This window comes from Microcosmobacter mediterraneus (genome assembly GCF_031846265.1).
Lineage (GTDB): Bacteria > Bacteroidota > Bacteroidia > Flavobacteriales > Flavobacteriaceae > Microcosmobacter > Microcosmobacter mediterraneus.
The window spans coordinates 71,241-87,574 of record NZ_JAVRIA010000006.1 but is presented as its reverse complement, the minus strand read 5'-3'; the positions used below and the strand labels follow the sequence as shown (position 1 = coordinate 87,574).

The following is a 16,334-nucleotide window of genomic DNA, read 5'->3' as shown; positions in this document are numbered from 1 at the left end:
TTATGACACGAAGCTTAATATTAATTTTAACAATTTTGACGGTTCTCTCCTGTGGAAATGAATCAGATAAAATGATCTATAAAACACAAGGTGGAGAATTTGCCTCTAAACCAGGAAATTTTATAGCTAACTTTCCTACCAAACCAAATCATTCAGCGATTGATAATCAAATCGGACTTGATAAATTTAAAATTCACGTATTTCGTTCAACTTTAGGGCCAAATAAAATTTTCTCTATTGAATACCTCGATTATCCAGAGCATATGATTAAATCTATGACAAACGAACAAATTTATGCGCAAGGCGTAACTAATTTTTCGAATAAAATGGCAGAGACCTTTCAATTAGAGTTTCAAGAACCTATAAAGCAACATGGAATGAATGGTCACTATTTTCTTTTAGAACTAAAACAAAATCAAATTGATCAAGGTATAAAAGGTCATATTCAAGGAAAATTATTTAGAAACGGAAATCGAGTTTATACCATTACATTTATGGGACAAGACGATAAGAATATAGATATATTTATGAAATCATTTCGTCTAATAGATCATTCTATATAGGAATTCCAGTGACTAATTGCTACTTCGATTTTTTAACTTAAAAATCAATACTTTGTTTTTACTTATATAATAGTTTAACATATAAACGTTTGTAGTTAAGTAAACTAATAAAATCAGAAATATGAAACGCACATTTATGAAAAGATTGAAAAGATTATTTTTTTGGCTAATTCTGATTTTTATAGTTCTATATATATTTAGACTAGCTTATGGTTACACAAAAACATTTGATGATACAACCTATGAAACTGCTTTTTTTGAGAACATTTCAAGCTCTAAGAGAAATTATGCTTCAAAGAAATATAAGGTTCAATCAAATAATGTAAATCAAACTGCAATAAAAGTTGACCAGAAATATGAGAAGATTGCAGAAATTAAAACAAAATCCTCAAGTTTTGAGCAAGAAGAAGCCTCATCAAGAAAAACAATAGAACAATTTAATGCTTTAATCCAGTTTGAACAAAAAAGCGGAAATAAAGGCTATCGTAAATTAAATCTTGTAGTAGGTGTTCCTCCAGAAAATTTTGATTCGCTTTACAATAAGCTAATTAAAATTGGTAAAGTGCAAGCAAAACAAATTACCAAAAAAGATAAGACCAATGAGTACAAGGAGTTAAATGCTAAAAAGCAATCTTTAGAAAAAATAAGAAACTCACTCATCGATTTAAAATCAAAAGGAGGGAAAATAGAGGAGTATATGGGATTAGAAAATCGTATTCTAGAAATTGAACAACAACTTCAAGGACTAGGTGTTAGTCTTGGAGATTTTGATGATGAAAATGAATTTTGTACAGTTCAATTTTCACTTTTAGAAGGGAAAGAAGTTAAAATAGGATTAATGCAAAGAATGAAAGTTGCCTTAGAATGGACAGTGTCAATGTATCTACAAATCATTACAATACTATTTTTTATAACATTGTTTGCTTATTTAATTCTTCTTGTAATTGACAAATTACAATTGTTTGAAAGGATTTTAAATAAAAAATAATAATACTTATATCAAAGTTAAAACCTCACAGCCACAACGCTAATTTCTACATTTACAAATTTTGGTAGGTTTGCAACTTCAACAGTTTCGCGAGCTGGAGCATTAGCTTCATCAAAGTACTGCGCATAGACACTATTAATTTTAGAGAAGTTATGCATATCATTAATAAAAATACTGGTTTTAACTACATGTTCAAAAGTCATGTTGGCAGCAGCTAAAACAGCTTCTAGGTTTTTCATAACCAGTTTGGTTTCGGTTTCAATTGAATCTAAAACTAATGCATTAGTATTAGGATCAATAGCTATTTGACCTGAGGTATATAACGTGTCGTTGATTAGCACAGCTTGGTTGTAAGGACCAATTGGAGCAGGAGCATTTGGTGTTTGTATAATTGTTTTCATAACTGTATACAGATTTGATGTTAAACCTATTTTTGAGGCTTTAATTTAGTTTATTATTTCCACGAAACACTAACCACTAACCACTAATTACAATTGTCTATCTGGTTGTCTACGTTTATCGTATTTAAGATCCTTAAGAAGATTTGATTTAATCCCAATGAAAAAATTCCATGAGGTACGTGGCCCAAAAGGTATCCAACTAAAATTCATGCGCCAACTTAACAGATCTCGTTCAAATCTAAATTGAGTGTAGGTGAATCCTTGATTCTGAAAATCATAACCAGAAGATGCACCAAAACTCCAACGTGGCGACAATTCTATATCACCACTAAACATTAAAGAATGTGAAGAAATTTGGTTCTGTCGTCTCGTATTAGAGTAGTTTACAGCATAGGCTAAACGTAAAGACCAAGGTATTGTAAACTTGTAAAATTCAGAGTCGATTTCTTTCTTTTTATCATCATCGTCATTAAGACGTTGATCAGCGAAGTCTTCAGGTTTTCCAAAGAGGTCATCGGCTCGCCCTCCACTTCTTAGTGATTCTTCAATGGCTCTATCATCTGCAGGATCGCGCTCAAAATTCTTACTCGATAAGCTGTAGCTAATATTTAAATTAGCGTTTGTTAGTCTGAATAAACTTCCGCCATTATCAATATTAAATCGATCAATTTTAGTATTGTTATTATCTAGAGCGTAGGGATCTAAAGTCATACCAAAATTAATATTCATTTTCTTATCAAGAATTTGAGTACCACCTGTTACTCTCACTGGACTTATCCTTAAAGAATCACCTGCTAAATTATAGCTTGTAGATACATTAAGGTTGTTAAGTAACATTATCTTTTTGGGCTCTGTAGCAGTACTATCTTTATCGCGTACTTTGGCTTCAAAATTATTACCAATACTAAGCCCTATTGAGCTTGAAAAATTTCGTCCTGGCGCTCCAAACAAAGACCCCTCAAATCTACTGTAAACTTCATCAGAAGTTGTGCCATCTGCATCAACTACTTCATATGTTTCATAGTAACGATCAAAAGCAGGATTAATATTGTAACTAATACTTGGTCGCATAACATGCCGTATTTTTTGTATACGTCGACCTTTGCCTTTTTTGTCAAAATCAAACATTCCATAGATGGTTGTACCAATACTAGCACTAAAATTATAGGTTCTATAAGCATCGAATCCTTGACGATCTACTGTAACGATATCTTCTGTTACTGGATCTTGAAAACGTCGAATGGTATTTAAGGTCCAAGTCTCACGGAAATTAGCGCTTACACTTGTGCTAAAATATTTAAATAACTTAAAGTTGGTAGTTAATGGGATGGTATGTTGCATACCTATTCTGGCATCATCAAACATTTCGCTTTTAAAGAATAAAGAATCTGTAGTCTGTATTCTATTTTCACCTCTAACGTTGTACTGAAAATTTATATTTTGAATGGCACCTTTTTTGGTGCCAGACTTTGGTTCAAAAGGGAAAATTCGGCTTACACTAGCTTGTAGAGTTGGTAAGGTAAGATTAATGTCTTGAGTTTGAGTATTCTGTTGATGTGTTGCTGTAAGATTCAAATTAACCTGTGGCTCGCCTTGAAAGGTTTTGGAATACGAAATAGATGAGGATAAGGTATTGTTTAGGAAATTAGAATTATTAAACTGATTTATAGATTGCTGAAAATACTGACTACTACCAATATTAACAGAAGCCGAAAATCTTGAGCTTGGATTAGCTTTAGCATCTTGGGTATGTGACCATCTAAAATTAAAAATTGTACTTTGGCTAAAATCTGGAAATCCACGTTCACTGTTTAGTAAATTTTCGTACCTAAAACTAAGATTCCCTCTAAACTTATAGCGTACTGCGTAATTGTTTTCTATACGTAATCCATAGCTTCCGTTGGTAAAATAATCACCGAGTACTGCTAAATCAAAATAATCACTAATTGCAAAATAATAACCACCATTTTGCAAAAAGTAACCTCTATCGTTTTGTTGACCAAAGGTTGGGAAAATTACTCCAGAAGTCTGTTTACTTGTTAAAGGAAAATAGGCAAATGGTAAACCAATAGGAGTTGGTACACCATAAATAAATAGGTTGGTTAAGCCTGTTACTACTTTTTTGTCTGGCACAATTTTAGCCTTCCGCATTAAAAAGTAATATTCAGGATCGTCTAAATTTTCAGAGGTAGTAAACTTTGCATTTTTAACAAAAAACACCGAATCGTTTTCTTTTTTGGTGAGCTCAGACATAATAACACCTCCATTTTGTTCTGTCTTAGAATTCCAAATCAATGCCTTTTGGTTTTCGGTATTAAAAACTATGGAGTCTGGTTCTACAACCGTTGGACCTTGTTTAAAAATAGGGCTTTGAGAATATCCTGTAGAATCTTTTATTCGTCCTGCATATACTAAATTTTTACTGTAGTCAATAACAATAATACCAGATTTAATCTCCATGTCTTTGTAATAGACTTCGGCTTCATTGAAAAGATAAATTTTCTTTTCTCGCTGGTTTATAGAGACATAATCTTTAGCCTTGTATTTCACAATATCTTCTAAAAGCTCTGGCTTTTTTATAATGGAATCTGTTTTAATTGAATCTACCACCTTTAAGTTAACAGGTTGCTGACGTAAGGAATCTGATTTAACTAGAACACTATCAGTTTCGCGTTTTGGTTTTATTGGTTCGTTGGATTTAGGGAGTTCTTGCGCAAAACCCAAAGTGTTGATAAGCATGGTAAAACTCAACAGAAAAAGTATATGAAGGCTATTTGTACGCAATCCTTTTAGTGTATTTTTGTAAAAGTATGGCTCGGTTTTTGAACAGCCAAAAGTACATATATTTTTTTGTGATTAATTGAAACCATCATCAAAATTAATAATTAGAGTAATCCCAATGAAATAGGCACTAAATCGTATTTGTTAGCCGTTAGATACACATGAAAACGTCCCTTTTACATACATTCGTATTTATACTATTCACTTTTATAGGTTCTTTAACATCTCAGCTCAATGCTCAGAATGGATCTGATACCTTTACTGTAGTTATAGATGCTGGCCATGGTGGTAAGGATCCAGGTCGTCCAACAAAACATGGATATAAAGAAAAGCATATTGCACTCAAAATAGCTTTAGCCGTAGGTAAAACTTTAGAGCAGTATAACAATATTAATGTTATCTACACACGTAAAACTGATGTATTTTTAGAATTACACGAACGAGCTGCTATAGCTAATAAAGCTGATGCCGATTTGTTTGTATCTATACATTGCAATGCACATAACTCTCAGGCGTATGGAACTGAAACCTATGTTTTAGCCACAAGAGGCGATAATAAAAATATAGATATTGCAAAAAAGGAAAATGAAGTAATTTTCTTAGAAGATGATTATGAACAGCGTTATGAAGGTTTTGATCCGAGTTCGCCAGAATCATTACTTGCCTTATCAATTATTGCAGAAGAGTATCTAGAACAGAGCATCATCTTAGCACGATTAGTAGAAGATAATTTTAAAGGAAAATTAGAGCGAAAAAGTAGAGGTGTTAAAGATGCTGCATTTTGGGTATTACATAATACGTATATGCCAAGTGTATTAATAGAAACAGGGTTCATTACCAATAATAAGGAAGGTGCATATCTTAATTCTAAAAGAGGTCAAATACAAATATCTACTCAAATTTCTAACGCTATTATTGATTACAAGAAAAAATTAGATAAAAATGTTGGTACACATCTTGTTTTAGATAATAAACCAAAACAAGATAATACTATCTCTTCTGATATTTCAGAATCTGCTTTTTACGACGGAATAACCTTTAAAGTCCAAATTGCAGCAGGACAACGACGTTTAGCAACAAAAGCTTATAATTTTAAAGGCTTATCAGGTATTAGTAGAGAAAAATCGTCTAGCATTTATAAATATTTTTATGGCGAAACTTCAGACTATAATAAAGCGCTTCAACTCAAAGAAAATGCAAAAGCCAAAGGCTATACGTCATGTTTTATAGTGGCTTACAAAGGTGGTGAGCGTGTAGATGTTAACAGTATCCTTAAAACAGCGTCTAATTAAAGACATTCTTAATTAATTTATTGCTAATTTTGTTAGTAATAAAACTCATTATACATTGAAAATTTCAAAGGAAATTAAAGTAGCATTACTGGTTATTTCTGGTATTTTACTTTTTATTTATTTGTTTACCTATCTTAAAGGTGAAGATATCTTTACAGATGAAGATAATTACTACACAGAATTTGATTACAACGCTTTAAGTACGTCTTCTCCTGTGACTATAAAAGGAAATGCAGTTGGTAAAGTTGAAGAGATTACTTACGATTTTGAAACAGGTAAAACACGTGTGTCGTTTTCAGTAAACCCTAAATTGAAATTTTCTAAAAATAGCACAATAAGACTATACGAAACCGGAATAATGGGAGGGAATGCTTTAGCTATTATAAAAGCTAATGATGGTGAAATGGCAAAACGAGGTGATTTTATAAAATCTGAAGTTAAACCTGGATTAGTCTCTAGTCTAAGCGAAAATTTTTCAGGTCTTAGTAGTAATTTAGATTCTACCTTGCGTTCTGCAGATACCTTAATGACCAATTTAAATGGCTTAGTTATAGATGAATCTGATGAAGGCTTAAAAGCCACGATTTCAGAATTAAATTCTACATTAAAATCCTTTAAAAACTTATCGTACTCTCTTCAAAAAACAATAAAGGCTAATGATGAAAAGATTGCCAGTGTATTAGATAATGTTGATAAAACTGCAGCTAATATGGCTGTACTTACTGCAGATTTAAAGGAAGTAGATTTAGGCAAAACTGTAGCTAACTTAGATGAAACCTTAGTGTCTATAAACTCCATTATGGCAGGTCTTAAAGAGAATAAAGGAACCATTGGTAAATTACTTAATGACGATGCGCTTTATAATAATTTAGAATCTGCTACCAAAGAATTAGAACTCTTATTGTTAGATATAAAATTACATCCTGCTCGCTACAGACGCATTTTGTCTAAGCGAGAAATACCATATACTCCACCAACCGAAGAACAAAAGAATTAGATTAAACATGGAATACATCCCAAACGTTCTCTTTGCCATAGCATTAGCAATAGGAATTGGCTATTTTGTTAGAAACGTCAGAAAGCTTATAAGAAATATCAAACTTGGTCAAGATGTAGATGTTAGTGATCAAAAATCACAACGTTGGAAAAACATGATAAACATTGCGCTTGGGCAAAGCAAAATGGTAAGACGACCTATTTCAGGATTTTTACATGTTATTGTTTATGTTGGTTTTATTATCATAAATATCGAAGTTCTAGAGATTATCATCGATGGTCTCTTTGGAACCCATCGTATAGGTTTAAAAATAGTGCCAGAATCTGTTTATGGATTTTTAATTGGCTCTTTTGAAATATTAGCAGTATTAGTATTAGTATCAGTTATTGTATTCTGGTTGCGACGAAATATTATTAAAGTCAAACGATTTCTAAGTTCTGAAATGAAAGGTTGGCCAAAGAGTGATGGTAATATTATATTGTATTTTGAAGTCGTTTTAATGTGTTTATTCTTGGTTATGAATGCAACAGATACACCCTTCCAAGAATTAGCTCATGGCAATGTTATCTCTCAATACATAGCACCTTGGTTTAATGGAATGTCTGAAGCAACGCTACACACCATAGAACGTTCTGCTTGGTGGTTACACATTTTAGGGATTCTTATATTTCTTAACTACTTATACTTTTCTAAGCATTTGCATATTCTTTTGGCGTTTCCAAACACCTATTACGGAAGTGTTGAACCTAAAGGGAAATTTAACAATCTAGAATCAGTTACTAACGAAGTTAAGTTGATGATGGATCCTAATGCTGATCCTTTTGCAGCACCTGCAGAAGGAGTACAAGATGAAACTCCTGCTAAGTTTGGAGCTAGTGATGTGCAAGATTTAAGTTGGGTGCAATTAATGAGTGCTTATACTTGTACAGAATGTGGACGTTGTACTTCTGCTTGTCCTGCAAATCTTACTGGCAAGAAATTATCACCTCGAAAGATTATGATGGATACACGTGATCGTTTAGAAGAAGTAGGAAAAAATATTGATGCTAATAAAGGTGAGTTTAAAGATGATGGTAAGCAGCTTTTAGGAGATTATATTTCGCATGAAGAGCTTTGGGCATGCACCACATGTAATGCTTGTGTCGAAGAATGTCCTGTAAGTATAAACCCATTATCTATTATTATGGAGATGAGGCGTTATTTGGTTATGGAGCAAAGTGCTGCACCAATGGAATTGAATAATATGATGACCAATATTGAAAATAATGGCGCACCATGGCCTTATAATCAAATGGATCGCCTAAACTGGAAAGATGAATAAAAAACAAGTGATAATTCTTGGAGTTATTTTAATAATCTTGGGAATAGTAGTTATGGGTTTTCTAAGAGATCATGAATATGGTCATTTAATAGGAGGACTAATTATAGGAGCAGGAGGTGGCTGTATGGCTGTTTTAACTGCTCCAAAAAAGAAGTAACATTAAACATAAAATGTTGTAAAATGAGTGAAGAACTAAAAGTGTCAACTATGGAACAATTTATGGTTGAAGGCAAACAACCTGAAATTTTATTTTGGGTAGGCTCAGCAGGTAGTTATGATGATAGAGCAAAAAAAATTACTAAGGCATTCGTTAAGATTTTAAATAAAGCTAAGGTTGATTTTGCTGTTTTAGGAACTGAGGAAAGTAATACTGGAGATGTAGCTAAACGTGCTGGGAATGAATTTTTATTTCAGATGCAAGCCATGATGAATATAGAGGTGCTTAATGCTTACGACGTAAAACGTATTGTAACCTGTGATCCTCATTCTTTTAATACCATTAAAAATGAGTATCCTAGTCTAGGAGGTAACTATGAGGTTATTCATCATACACAATTTATTAAGGAGCTTATAGATTCTGGACGTCTTACTTTAGAAGGTGAAACTTATAAAGGAAAGCGCATCACGTTTCATGATCCATGTTATTTAGGTCGTGCTAACGATGTGTTTGATGCACCTAGAGAAGTACTTAAAAATACCAATGCAACATTGGTAGAAATGAAACGTCATAAACGTACTGCTTTATGCTGTGGAGCAGGAGGAGCACAAATGTTTAAAGAGCCAGAAAAAGGCGATAAAGACGTCAATGTTTTAAGAACAGAAGATGCGCTAGAGACTAATCCTAATATCATAGCAACGGGTTGTCCTTATTGCAACACAATGATGACAGATGGTATTAAAGCTAAAGAAAAAGAAGGTAGCATCACAGTTATGGATGTTGCTGAGTTAATCGCTAATTCTTAATTATGAGTCACAATTCATTTCTAAAAGTTCGCATTTTAGCTGCAATTATTGGAGGTTTAGTTAGTGGAGGACTATTAGTTCTTGCTAATAATTTGTTAGATACATCTTTTGGCAAAGAAATGATTATCATAAGCTCCATAGTTATTGCAATTATTTTCTTTTTTATCGTTAAGCCAAAACCCAATGCTTAAAGCTGCCTTAAGTAATGGTCTAATTTGGACAGGTATTATGTTCATTATTTTCTATGTTGCTAAAAAGCCTATAACCTTAGAAATTTTTGCTTTAATATTTTTTGTTTTCACTGCTTTAGGAGCTATTAAGTTTTATTTTAAGAATAAGAAATTAAAAGAATAATGTTAGTAGATTTTAATGAATTACCAGAAACTTCGCGTGTTTGGATTTATCAAGCAAATCGTTCGTTTACAGATTTAGAAATTGAAGACATTTCTAAAAAACTCAATGTTTTTATTGCAAATTGGACAGCACATGGTAGCAATTTAAGTGCTGGCTATGTTATAAAATACAAGCGATTTATAGTTATTGGTTTAAACCAAAGTTTAAACGCAGCAACAGGATGTTCTATTGATGCCTCAGTTCATTTTATACAAGAATTAGAAAAGGACTACAGTGTAGACCTCATGGATAAAATGAATGTGTCTTATAAACAAGGTGAATTTATTGCTTATAAATCCCTTACAGATTTTAGGAAAATGGTAAAACATAATGCAGTGTCTAAAAAAACGATTGTGTTTAATAATTTAGTGACAAATATTGCTGAATTTAAAGATAATTGGGAAGTTCCTGCGAGTGAAAGTTGGCATAGTAGATTTATGAAATAAAAAATATGGCTAAAGATATTTTCTTACTAAATATTTCAGGACAGGATAAGCCAGGTTTAACAACTGGTCTTACAAATGTATTAGCAGAGTATGGTGCTAAAGTATTAGATATTGGCCAAGCAAACATTCATAATACCTTGTCATTGGGTATTATGTTTGAGATTGAGTCTGGAAAGAAATCTGCAGCTGTCTTAAAAGACTTATTATTTAAAGCATATCAATTAGGAATCAATGCAGAATTTACACCTATCAGCTTAGAAGATTACGAAAGTTGGGTAAAACAACAAGGAAAGGATCGTTACATTATTACCATTCTGGGAGAAAAATTAGCAGCAGAGCAAATCTCGGAAGTCACTAAAGTTATTTCAGAAAAAAACTTAAATATAGACGCTATTAAACGATTAACTGGTCGTTTATCTCTGGTTAAAGAGGAGGAATATCCAAGGGCATCAATTCAATTATCTATTCGAGGTAAAATTGATAATAAAACGGAGTTTACTGAAAAGTTTATGCAAATATCTAGAGACTTAGATGTTGATATTGCTTTTCAGGAAGATAATATCTATCGACGAAATAGACGATTGGTTTGTTTTGATATGGACTCTACACTCATACAAACTGAAGTTATTGATGAACTAGCCGAATTAGCTGGAGTTGGAGACCAAGTGAAAGCGATTACAGAGTCCGCAATGCAAGGTGAGATCGATTTTAATGAAAGTTTTGAAAGACGTATGAAACTACTCAAAGGTTTAAGTGAAGACTTACTAAAAGATGTTGCCGAGAATCTACCCATAACTAAAGGCGCAAAACGTTTAATAGATACCTTAAAAAAATACGGTTTTAAAACAGCAATATTGTCTGGTGGTTTCACCTATTTTGGTCGTTATTTACAAGAAAAATTAGGAATAGATTATGTCTATGCTAATCAACTTGAAATAAAAGATGGTGCTTTAACTGGTCATTACATTGCTCCAATTGTTAATGGAGAAAAGAAAGCTGAATATTTAGCTGAAATTGCTAAAAAAGAAGGAATAGACATAAGTCAGACCATAGCAGTTGGTGATGGTGCCAATGATTTGCAAATGCTCAATCTTGCAGGTTTAGGTATTGCATTTCATGCTAAACCAACAGTAAAAGATAATGCACAGAGCTCAATTTCTAGTATTGGCTTAGATGGTGTGTTATATTTATTAGGTTATCACGATAGACATATCGATCTTATCGAGTAAATTTCACTCAGAAATTCATAGCTTTTATAGTTAATTACCTTGTGATAAATCTATCATAAAGTTTGTAAACTTGCTCTTAAAAATACTATTTTGGCATAGTTTTTAAATACATTTAGATTAAAATCTATTCATGAAATTCTACTTGTCCCTTATTACCTTGTTAGTTTGTTCGTTTTCATTTGTTTTAGCACAAGAACATCCTCTTGTTACTCAAGATACTGAAGCCCAACAACAATGGGTAGATAGCCTTTACAACAGTATGTCGTTAAAAGAGAAAGTTGGGCAATTATTTATGGTTCAGGCTTTTTCAAACAAGGATGCCAAACATAAAAATGATATTGTAGATCTTATAAAGAATCAGCATATTGGTGGTATCATCTATTCTAAAGGCGGACCCTACAGACAAGCCAGACTTAATAACGAATTACAGGCTGCATCAAAAATCCCTTTAATAGTTGGTATGGATGCAGAATGGGGTTTAAGCATGCGATTAGATTCTACGTATGCCTTTCCTTGGAATATGACGCTCGGAGCAATTAAAGATAATGCGCTAGTAGAGCAAACAGGTTATCATATCGGAGAACATTGTAAACGTCTTGGTGTACATTTTAATTTTGCACCTGTTGTAGATATTAATACAAATCCTAAGAATCCAATTATTGGTAATCGTTCTTTTGGTGAAGATAGAAATAACGTTACAGAAAAGGCATCCGCATTTATGAAAGGTATGCAACAGGCAGGTGTTTTAGCAAATGCTAAACATTTTCCTGGTCATGGTGATACTGATATGGATTCGCATGAGACGCTTCCTACCATTGGATTCTCAGAAAAGCGTATTGATTCTGTTGAGTTATATCCATATAAGCAACTTATAAAAGAAGGTTTATCTAGTGTAATGGTAGCGCATTTGAATGTGCCAAGTTTAGAATCAAGAAACGGATTTCCTTCCTCTTTATCAAAACATATTGTTACAGATATACTAAAGGACTCTTTAGGTTTTAAAGGTCTTATTTTTACTGATGCCTTAACGATGAAAGGTGCTGCGGACTTTGTAGATAAGATGGTTGATGGTAATAGCTCTAAAAAATTTGACACTAGAGGCGAAATAGACTTAGCAGCATTTATGGCAGGAAATGATGTTATGCTCATGTCTGAGAATATAGCAAAAGGTATAGAGAAAATAATGAAGGCTTTTACAGATGGTAAAATTACTGAAGAACGTCTAGCGCATTCTGTAAAAAAAATTCTAATGGCTAAATACAAAGTAGGCTTGCATAGTTATAAACCTATTGGAATGTATAACCTCGCTAAAGATCTTAATAGATTAGAAGACGATGTGTTATATGAACAATTATTAGAAGATGCTATTACTGTGGCGAAAAATAAAAATGAATTTTTGCCAATTAGAAATTTAGAGACCAAAAAAGTAGCTTATGTAACATTAGGTGATGCAGATGGTTCAATATTTTTTAAAGAGTTAAAAAAATATGCCAAAGTGCATGAGGTAAAAGCTAATAAGTTAGATGAATTGTTAACCAAGCTTCAAAATTATAATACAGTTATTGTAGGCTTTCATAAATCTAATGAGTCACCATGGAAAAGTTATGAATTCAAGGATAAAGAAATGGTTTGGCTTTATGAGATAGCTAGAAAACATGATGTTATATTGAATGTTTTCGCAAGGCCTTACGCTTTAATCAACCTTAAAACGGTTGAAAATATAGAAACTATTGTTGTTAGTTATCAAAATAGTACTATCGCTCAACAAAAATCTGCACAAGCTATATTTGGTGCTATACCAGTAAAAGGTCAATTACCAGTATCAGCAGGACCATTTTTTGCCGTTGGAAGCGGACTCACATCTAATGCTATTCAATCGTTAAGCTATGGTTTACCTGAACGTGTTGGACTTAGCTCTGAAAAACTTAAAAAAGTAGACTCTATTGCGCAAGTCGCAGTCGACTCTATGATGACACCAGGAATCCAATTGCTCATAGCCAGAAAAGGTAAGGTTATTTATAACAAGAATTTTGGTAAGCATACATACAAAGGGAAAGAAAAGGTGAAGTTTGAAGATATATATGATGTAGCTTCATTGACAAAAATTGTGGCAACGCTTCCCTTAATTATGGAATTAGAGGAAAAAAGAATTATTTCTTTAAATACAAAATTATCTCAGATACTACCAGACTATAAGGGTACAAATAAAGAAGATGTTACGCTCAAAAAAATGCTATCGCATTATGCTCAACTAAAGCCTTGGATACCATTTTACTATTCAACTTTAGATTCAATTACAAAAAAACCTTTGCAAAAATATTACAGAAAAGCACCTACTAAAGGATTTAAAATAAAGGTTGCAAATGACTTGTATTTAAGAAATGACTATAAAGATTCCATACAAAAGATTATTAAAGAGAGTGATATGTTATCGCGTTTGAGATATCGATACAGTGACTTACCATATTATATTTTAAAGAAATATATAGAGAATTATTACGACAAACCATTAAATGCCTTAGTACAAGACCATTTTTATAAATCGCTAGGTGCTAATTATACCACGTATAACCCTAGGAATAAATTTAGTAACCAAAATATTATTCCAACGGAGATTGATGATTATTATAGATATCAGAAGATACAAGGTTATGTGCATGATATGGGAGCAGCCATGCAAGATGGTGTGGGAGGGCATGCTGGTATTTTTAGTAATGCCAACGATATTGCCAAAATAATGCAGATGTATTTACAGAAAGGTTATTATGGAGGAAAACGGTACTTTAAAACAGAGACTATAGATAAGTTTAATACTTGTTATTACTGCCATAAAGATAATCGAAGAGGTATTGGTTTTGATAAACCTCAATTAGGCGATAGTGGTCCAACTTGCGGTTGTATTTCTATGACCAGTTTTGGCCATTCTGGTTTTACAGGCACCTATGCTTGGGCAGATCCTGAGGAAGAAATAATATATATATTTTTAGCCAATAGAACCTATCCAACATCTAAAGGGAAAAATAAATTATTAAGAGAGAATATTAGAACCAATATACAGCAAGCCATTTACGAGGCAATAATAGATTAATTATGAGAATAGGAATTGTTTGTTACCCAACATTTGGTGGAAGTGGAGTAGTGGCTACGGAGTTAGGACTAGAATTATCTAAGCGTGGTCACGAAATACATTTTATTACCTACAGTCAACCTGTTCGTTTAGACTTGTTAAGCCATAATGTACATTTTCACGAAGTTAATGTCCCTGAATATCCTTTGTTTTTATACCAACCTTATGAGTTAGCTCTATCAAGTAAAATTGTGGATATGGTTAAACTTCATGGAATTGAGGTGTTACATGTTCATTATGCTATTCCGCATGCATATGCAGCTTATATGGCTCAAAAAATGTTAATGGAAGAAGATATTTATGTACCTATTGTAACGACTTTACACGGAACAGATATTACGCTTGTAGGAAGTCATCCTAATTATAAAACGGCTGTAACATTTAGTATTAATAAATCTGATGCTGTGACTTCTGTTTCACAGAGCCTTAAAGATGATACTATGCGTTTATTTGATATAAAGAATGCTATAAATGTTATTCCAAATTTTATAGATAATTCTAAATACAAGCATGAATTTACTGATTGTCAACGAGCATTAATGGCTACTGATGAAGAAAAAATCATAACACACATCAGTAATTTTAGAGAGGTAAAGCAAATACCAGATGTAATTAAAGTGTTTCATAATATTCAGAAAGAAATTCCCGCAAAATTAATGATGGTTGGTGAGGGTCCAGAAAAAGAACCTGCAGAACGTTTATGTGAGAAATTAGGTATTTCGGATAAAGTCGTATTCTTTGGTAATAGTAATGAGATAGATAAAATACTATGCTTCAGTGATCTGTTTTTATTACCATCTTTAACAGAAAGTTTTGGACTTGCTGCACTAGAGGCAATGGCTTCAGGTGTTCCTGTTATATCTAGTAACACAGGAGGAATCCCAGAAGTAAACAAGCATGGTGTGACAGGTTTCCTAAGCAGTGTTAACGCTATTGATGATATGTCTAAAAACGCACTTTTCATTCTAAAAGATGCAGATAGACTTAAAACATTTAAAACCAATGCAAGAATAGAATCTAAGAAATTCGATATTCACCAAATAGTGCCACAATATGAAGCCCTTTATGAAGCTACTCTTAATCGATGTACAGTGGTATAATTGTTATATTTTACAATTCATCCTTTAAATTTCACAATTCAGAATTTCTATTTTTAAAATCCCTTATTACTATAAGATATTTGTCTCAATAAAAACATAGACAATGAGACATATATTCATTTTAGCATTACTAGTAGTTTCTGCAATTACTAATGCACAAACTAATTTTGAAAAAGGCATGCAAAAAGCCTTTGAACTTTGGCAAAACGATAAATGGAGCGAAGCGGAAAATTTATTTGAACGTATTGCTAATGCAGAACCAGATGAATGGTTACCACATTATTATATTGCACAGATGAATAGTTTAAAAAGTTGGAGTGTAAAAGATGAAACCGTTTTAAAGGCACAATTATCTAAAGCACAAGAGCATTTAAATATTGCCAAACGTATTAGTGAAAACAACCCTGAGATTTTAATTATGCAAGGACAAATTTATACTAATTGGGTTGCTTTTGATGGTGCAACTTACGGCATGAAATACGCAGCAATAATTTCAGAGCTATACAAAAAAGCTAATAAGTTGGCACCTAATAATCCCAGAGCTGCATTTTGTAAGGCAGATTGGGCTATGGGAAGTGCTAAATATTTTGGACAAGATACTAAGCCATTTTGTAAAGACATTGAAGCGTCCATAGAACTTTTTACTAACTTTAAGCCAGAAAGTAATTTACATCCAAATTGGGGAATTGAGCGTGCTGAGGAAGTCTTAGCATCTTGTAAATCATAAGAAGAG

15 protein-coding genes are annotated in these 16,334 nt (G+C 32.6%); 13 read left to right on the top strand and 2 right to left on the bottom strand.

What is annotated here, in order from left to right; genetic code table 11:
- The first annotated feature begins 2 nt into the window (after window positions 1-2).
- Together RM697_RS10960 and RM697_RS10955 are read left to right on the top strand one after the other, a co-directional pair.
- The gene (locus RM697_RS10960) at window positions 3-563 is read left to right on the top strand and encodes a hypothetical protein (RefSeq protein WP_311427939.1); all 561 of its coding nucleotides are present in this window, start codon (window positions 3-5) and stop codon (window positions 561-563) included.
- 136 nt (window positions 564-699) lie between these two features.
- Window positions 700-1,551: a DUF4349 domain-containing protein gene (locus RM697_RS10955; RefSeq protein WP_311427938.1), complete on the top strand. Its 852-nt coding sequence runs from the start codon at window positions 700-702 to the stop codon at window positions 1,549-1,551.
- A 17-nt stretch (window positions 1,552-1,568) separates the two neighbouring features.
- On the opposite strand, the gene RM697_RS10950 is transcribed toward RM697_RS10955, so the two are convergent.
- Complete coding sequence (locus RM697_RS10950) at window positions 1,569-1,952, bottom strand: Rid family detoxifying hydrolase (RefSeq protein ID WP_311427937.1); 384 nt, start codon at window positions 1,950-1,952, stop codon at window positions 1,569-1,571.
- A gap of 87 nt (window positions 1,953-2,039) precedes the next feature.
- Entirely contained in the window at window positions 2,040-4,691 is a 2,652-nt protein-coding gene (locus RM697_RS10945) for a putative LPS assembly protein LptD (protein ID WP_311427936.1), read from the bottom strand.
- A gap of 203 nt (window positions 4,692-4,894) precedes the next feature.
- Here RM697_RS10945 and RM697_RS10940 point away from each other — a divergent pair, with 203 nt between their 5' ends.
- From RM697_RS10940 to RM697_RS10890, 11 genes are all read left to right on the top strand, one after another.
- On the top strand, window positions 4,895-6,025 hold the full coding sequence (locus RM697_RS10940; protein ID WP_311427935.1) for an N-acetylmuramoyl-L-alanine amidase family protein: 1,131 nt from the start codon (window positions 4,895-4,897) through the stop codon (window positions 6,023-6,025).
- A gap of 55 nt (window positions 6,026-6,080) precedes the next feature.
- A complete protein-coding gene (locus RM697_RS10935) occupies window positions 6,081-7,022 on the top strand; it encodes an MlaD family protein (protein ID WP_311427934.1) in 942 nt (313 codons plus the stop codon).
- 7 nt (window positions 7,023-7,029) lie between these two features.
- Entirely contained in the window at window positions 7,030-8,343 is a 1,314-nt protein-coding gene (locus RM697_RS10930) for a 4Fe-4S dicluster domain-containing protein (RefSeq protein ID WP_311427933.1), read from the top strand.
- Window positions 8,344-8,523: 180 nt separating this feature from the next.
- A complete protein-coding gene (locus RM697_RS10925) occupies window positions 8,524-9,306 on the top strand; it encodes a (Fe-S)-binding protein (RefSeq protein ID WP_311427932.1) in 783 nt (260 codons plus the stop codon).
- Window positions 9,307-9,308: 2 nt separating this feature from the next.
- Window positions 9,309-9,497 carry a hypothetical protein gene (locus tag RM697_RS10920; protein WP_311427931.1) on the top strand — a complete coding sequence of 63 codons (189 nt, stop codon included), beginning with the start codon at window positions 9,309-9,311 and terminating at the stop codon, window positions 9,495-9,497.
- The gene (locus RM697_RS10915) at window positions 9,490-9,660 is read left to right on the top strand and encodes a hypothetical protein (RefSeq protein ID WP_311427930.1); all 171 of its coding nucleotides are present in this window, start codon (window positions 9,490-9,492) and stop codon (window positions 9,658-9,660) included. Before RM697_RS10920 ends, RM697_RS10915 begins: the two co-directional genes overlap by 8 nt.
- On the top strand, window positions 9,660-10,145 hold the full coding sequence (locus tag RM697_RS10910) for an ABC transporter ATPase (RefSeq protein WP_311427929.1): 486 nt from the start codon (window positions 9,660-9,662) through the stop codon (window positions 10,143-10,145). Before RM697_RS10915 ends, RM697_RS10910 begins: the two co-directional genes overlap by 1 nt.
- A 5-nt stretch (window positions 10,146-10,150) precedes the next feature.
- On the top strand, window positions 10,151-11,374 hold the full coding sequence (gene serB / locus RM697_RS10905; RefSeq protein WP_311427928.1) for a phosphoserine phosphatase SerB: 1,224 nt from the start codon (window positions 10,151-10,153) through the stop codon (window positions 11,372-11,374).
- 130 nt (window positions 11,375-11,504) lie between these two features.
- A complete protein-coding gene (locus RM697_RS10900) occupies window positions 11,505-14,462 on the top strand; it encodes a serine hydrolase domain-containing protein (protein WP_311427927.1) in 2,958 nt (985 codons plus the stop codon).
- Window positions 14,463-14,464: 2 nt separating this feature from the next.
- On the top strand, window positions 14,465-15,601 hold the full coding sequence (gene bshA / locus RM697_RS10895) for an N-acetyl-alpha-D-glucosaminyl L-malate synthase BshA (RefSeq protein ID WP_311427926.1): 1,137 nt from the start codon (window positions 14,465-14,467) through the stop codon (window positions 15,599-15,601).
- A gap of 103 nt (window positions 15,602-15,704) precedes the next feature.
- Window positions 15,705-16,328, top strand: a complete 624-nt coding sequence (locus tag RM697_RS10890; protein ID WP_311427925.1) for a tetratricopeptide repeat protein — start codon at window positions 15,705-15,707, stop codon at window positions 16,326-16,328.
- The last annotated feature ends 6 nt before the right edge of the window (window positions 16,329-16,334 follow it).

Bases quoted from the DNA above. Each gene is read 5' to 3' on its own strand.
- RM697_RS10960 (WP_311427939.1), top strand. From the start codon at position 3: ATGACACGAAGCTTAATATTAATTTTAACAATTTTGACGGTTCTCTCC.
- RM697_RS10955 (WP_311427938.1), top strand. From the start codon at position 700: ATGAAAAGATTGAAAAGATTATTTTTTTGGCTAATTCTGATTTTTATA.
- RM697_RS10950 (WP_311427937.1), bottom strand. From the start codon at position 1,952: ATGAAAACAATTATACAAACACCAAATGCTCCTGCTCCAATTGGTCCT.
- RM697_RS10945 (WP_311427936.1), bottom strand. From the start codon at position 4,691: ATGCTTATCAACACTTTGGGTTTTGCGCAAGAACTCCCTAAATCCAAC.
- RM697_RS10940 (WP_311427935.1), top strand. From the start codon at position 4,895: ATGAAAACGTCCCTTTTACATACATTCGTATTTATACTATTCACTTTT.
- RM697_RS10930 (WP_311427933.1), top strand. From the start codon at position 7,030: ATGGAATACATCCCAAACGTTCTCTTTGCCATAGCATTAGCAATAGGA.
- RM697_RS10925 (WP_311427932.1), top strand. From the start codon at position 8,524: ATGAGTGAAGAACTAAAAGTGTCAACTATGGAACAATTTATGGTTGAA.
- RM697_RS10920 (WP_311427931.1), top strand. From the start codon at position 9,309: ATGAGTCACAATTCATTTCTAAAAGTTCGCATTTTAGCTGCAATTATT.
- RM697_RS10915 (WP_311427930.1), top strand. From the start codon at position 9,490: ATGCTTAAAGCTGCCTTAAGTAATGGTCTAATTTGGACAGGTATTATG.
- RM697_RS10910 (WP_311427929.1), top strand. From the start codon at position 9,660: ATGTTAGTAGATTTTAATGAATTACCAGAAACTTCGCGTGTTTGGATT.
- serB (WP_311427928.1), top strand. From the start codon at position 10,151: ATGGCTAAAGATATTTTCTTACTAAATATTTCAGGACAGGATAAGCCA.
- RM697_RS10900 (WP_311427927.1), top strand. From the start codon at position 11,505: ATGAAATTCTACTTGTCCCTTATTACCTTGTTAGTTTGTTCGTTTTCA.
- bshA (WP_311427926.1), top strand. From the start codon at position 14,465: ATGAGAATAGGAATTGTTTGTTACCCAACATTTGGTGGAAGTGGAGTA.
- RM697_RS10890 (WP_311427925.1), top strand. From the start codon at position 15,705: ATGAGACATATATTCATTTTAGCATTACTAGTAGTTTCTGCAATTACT.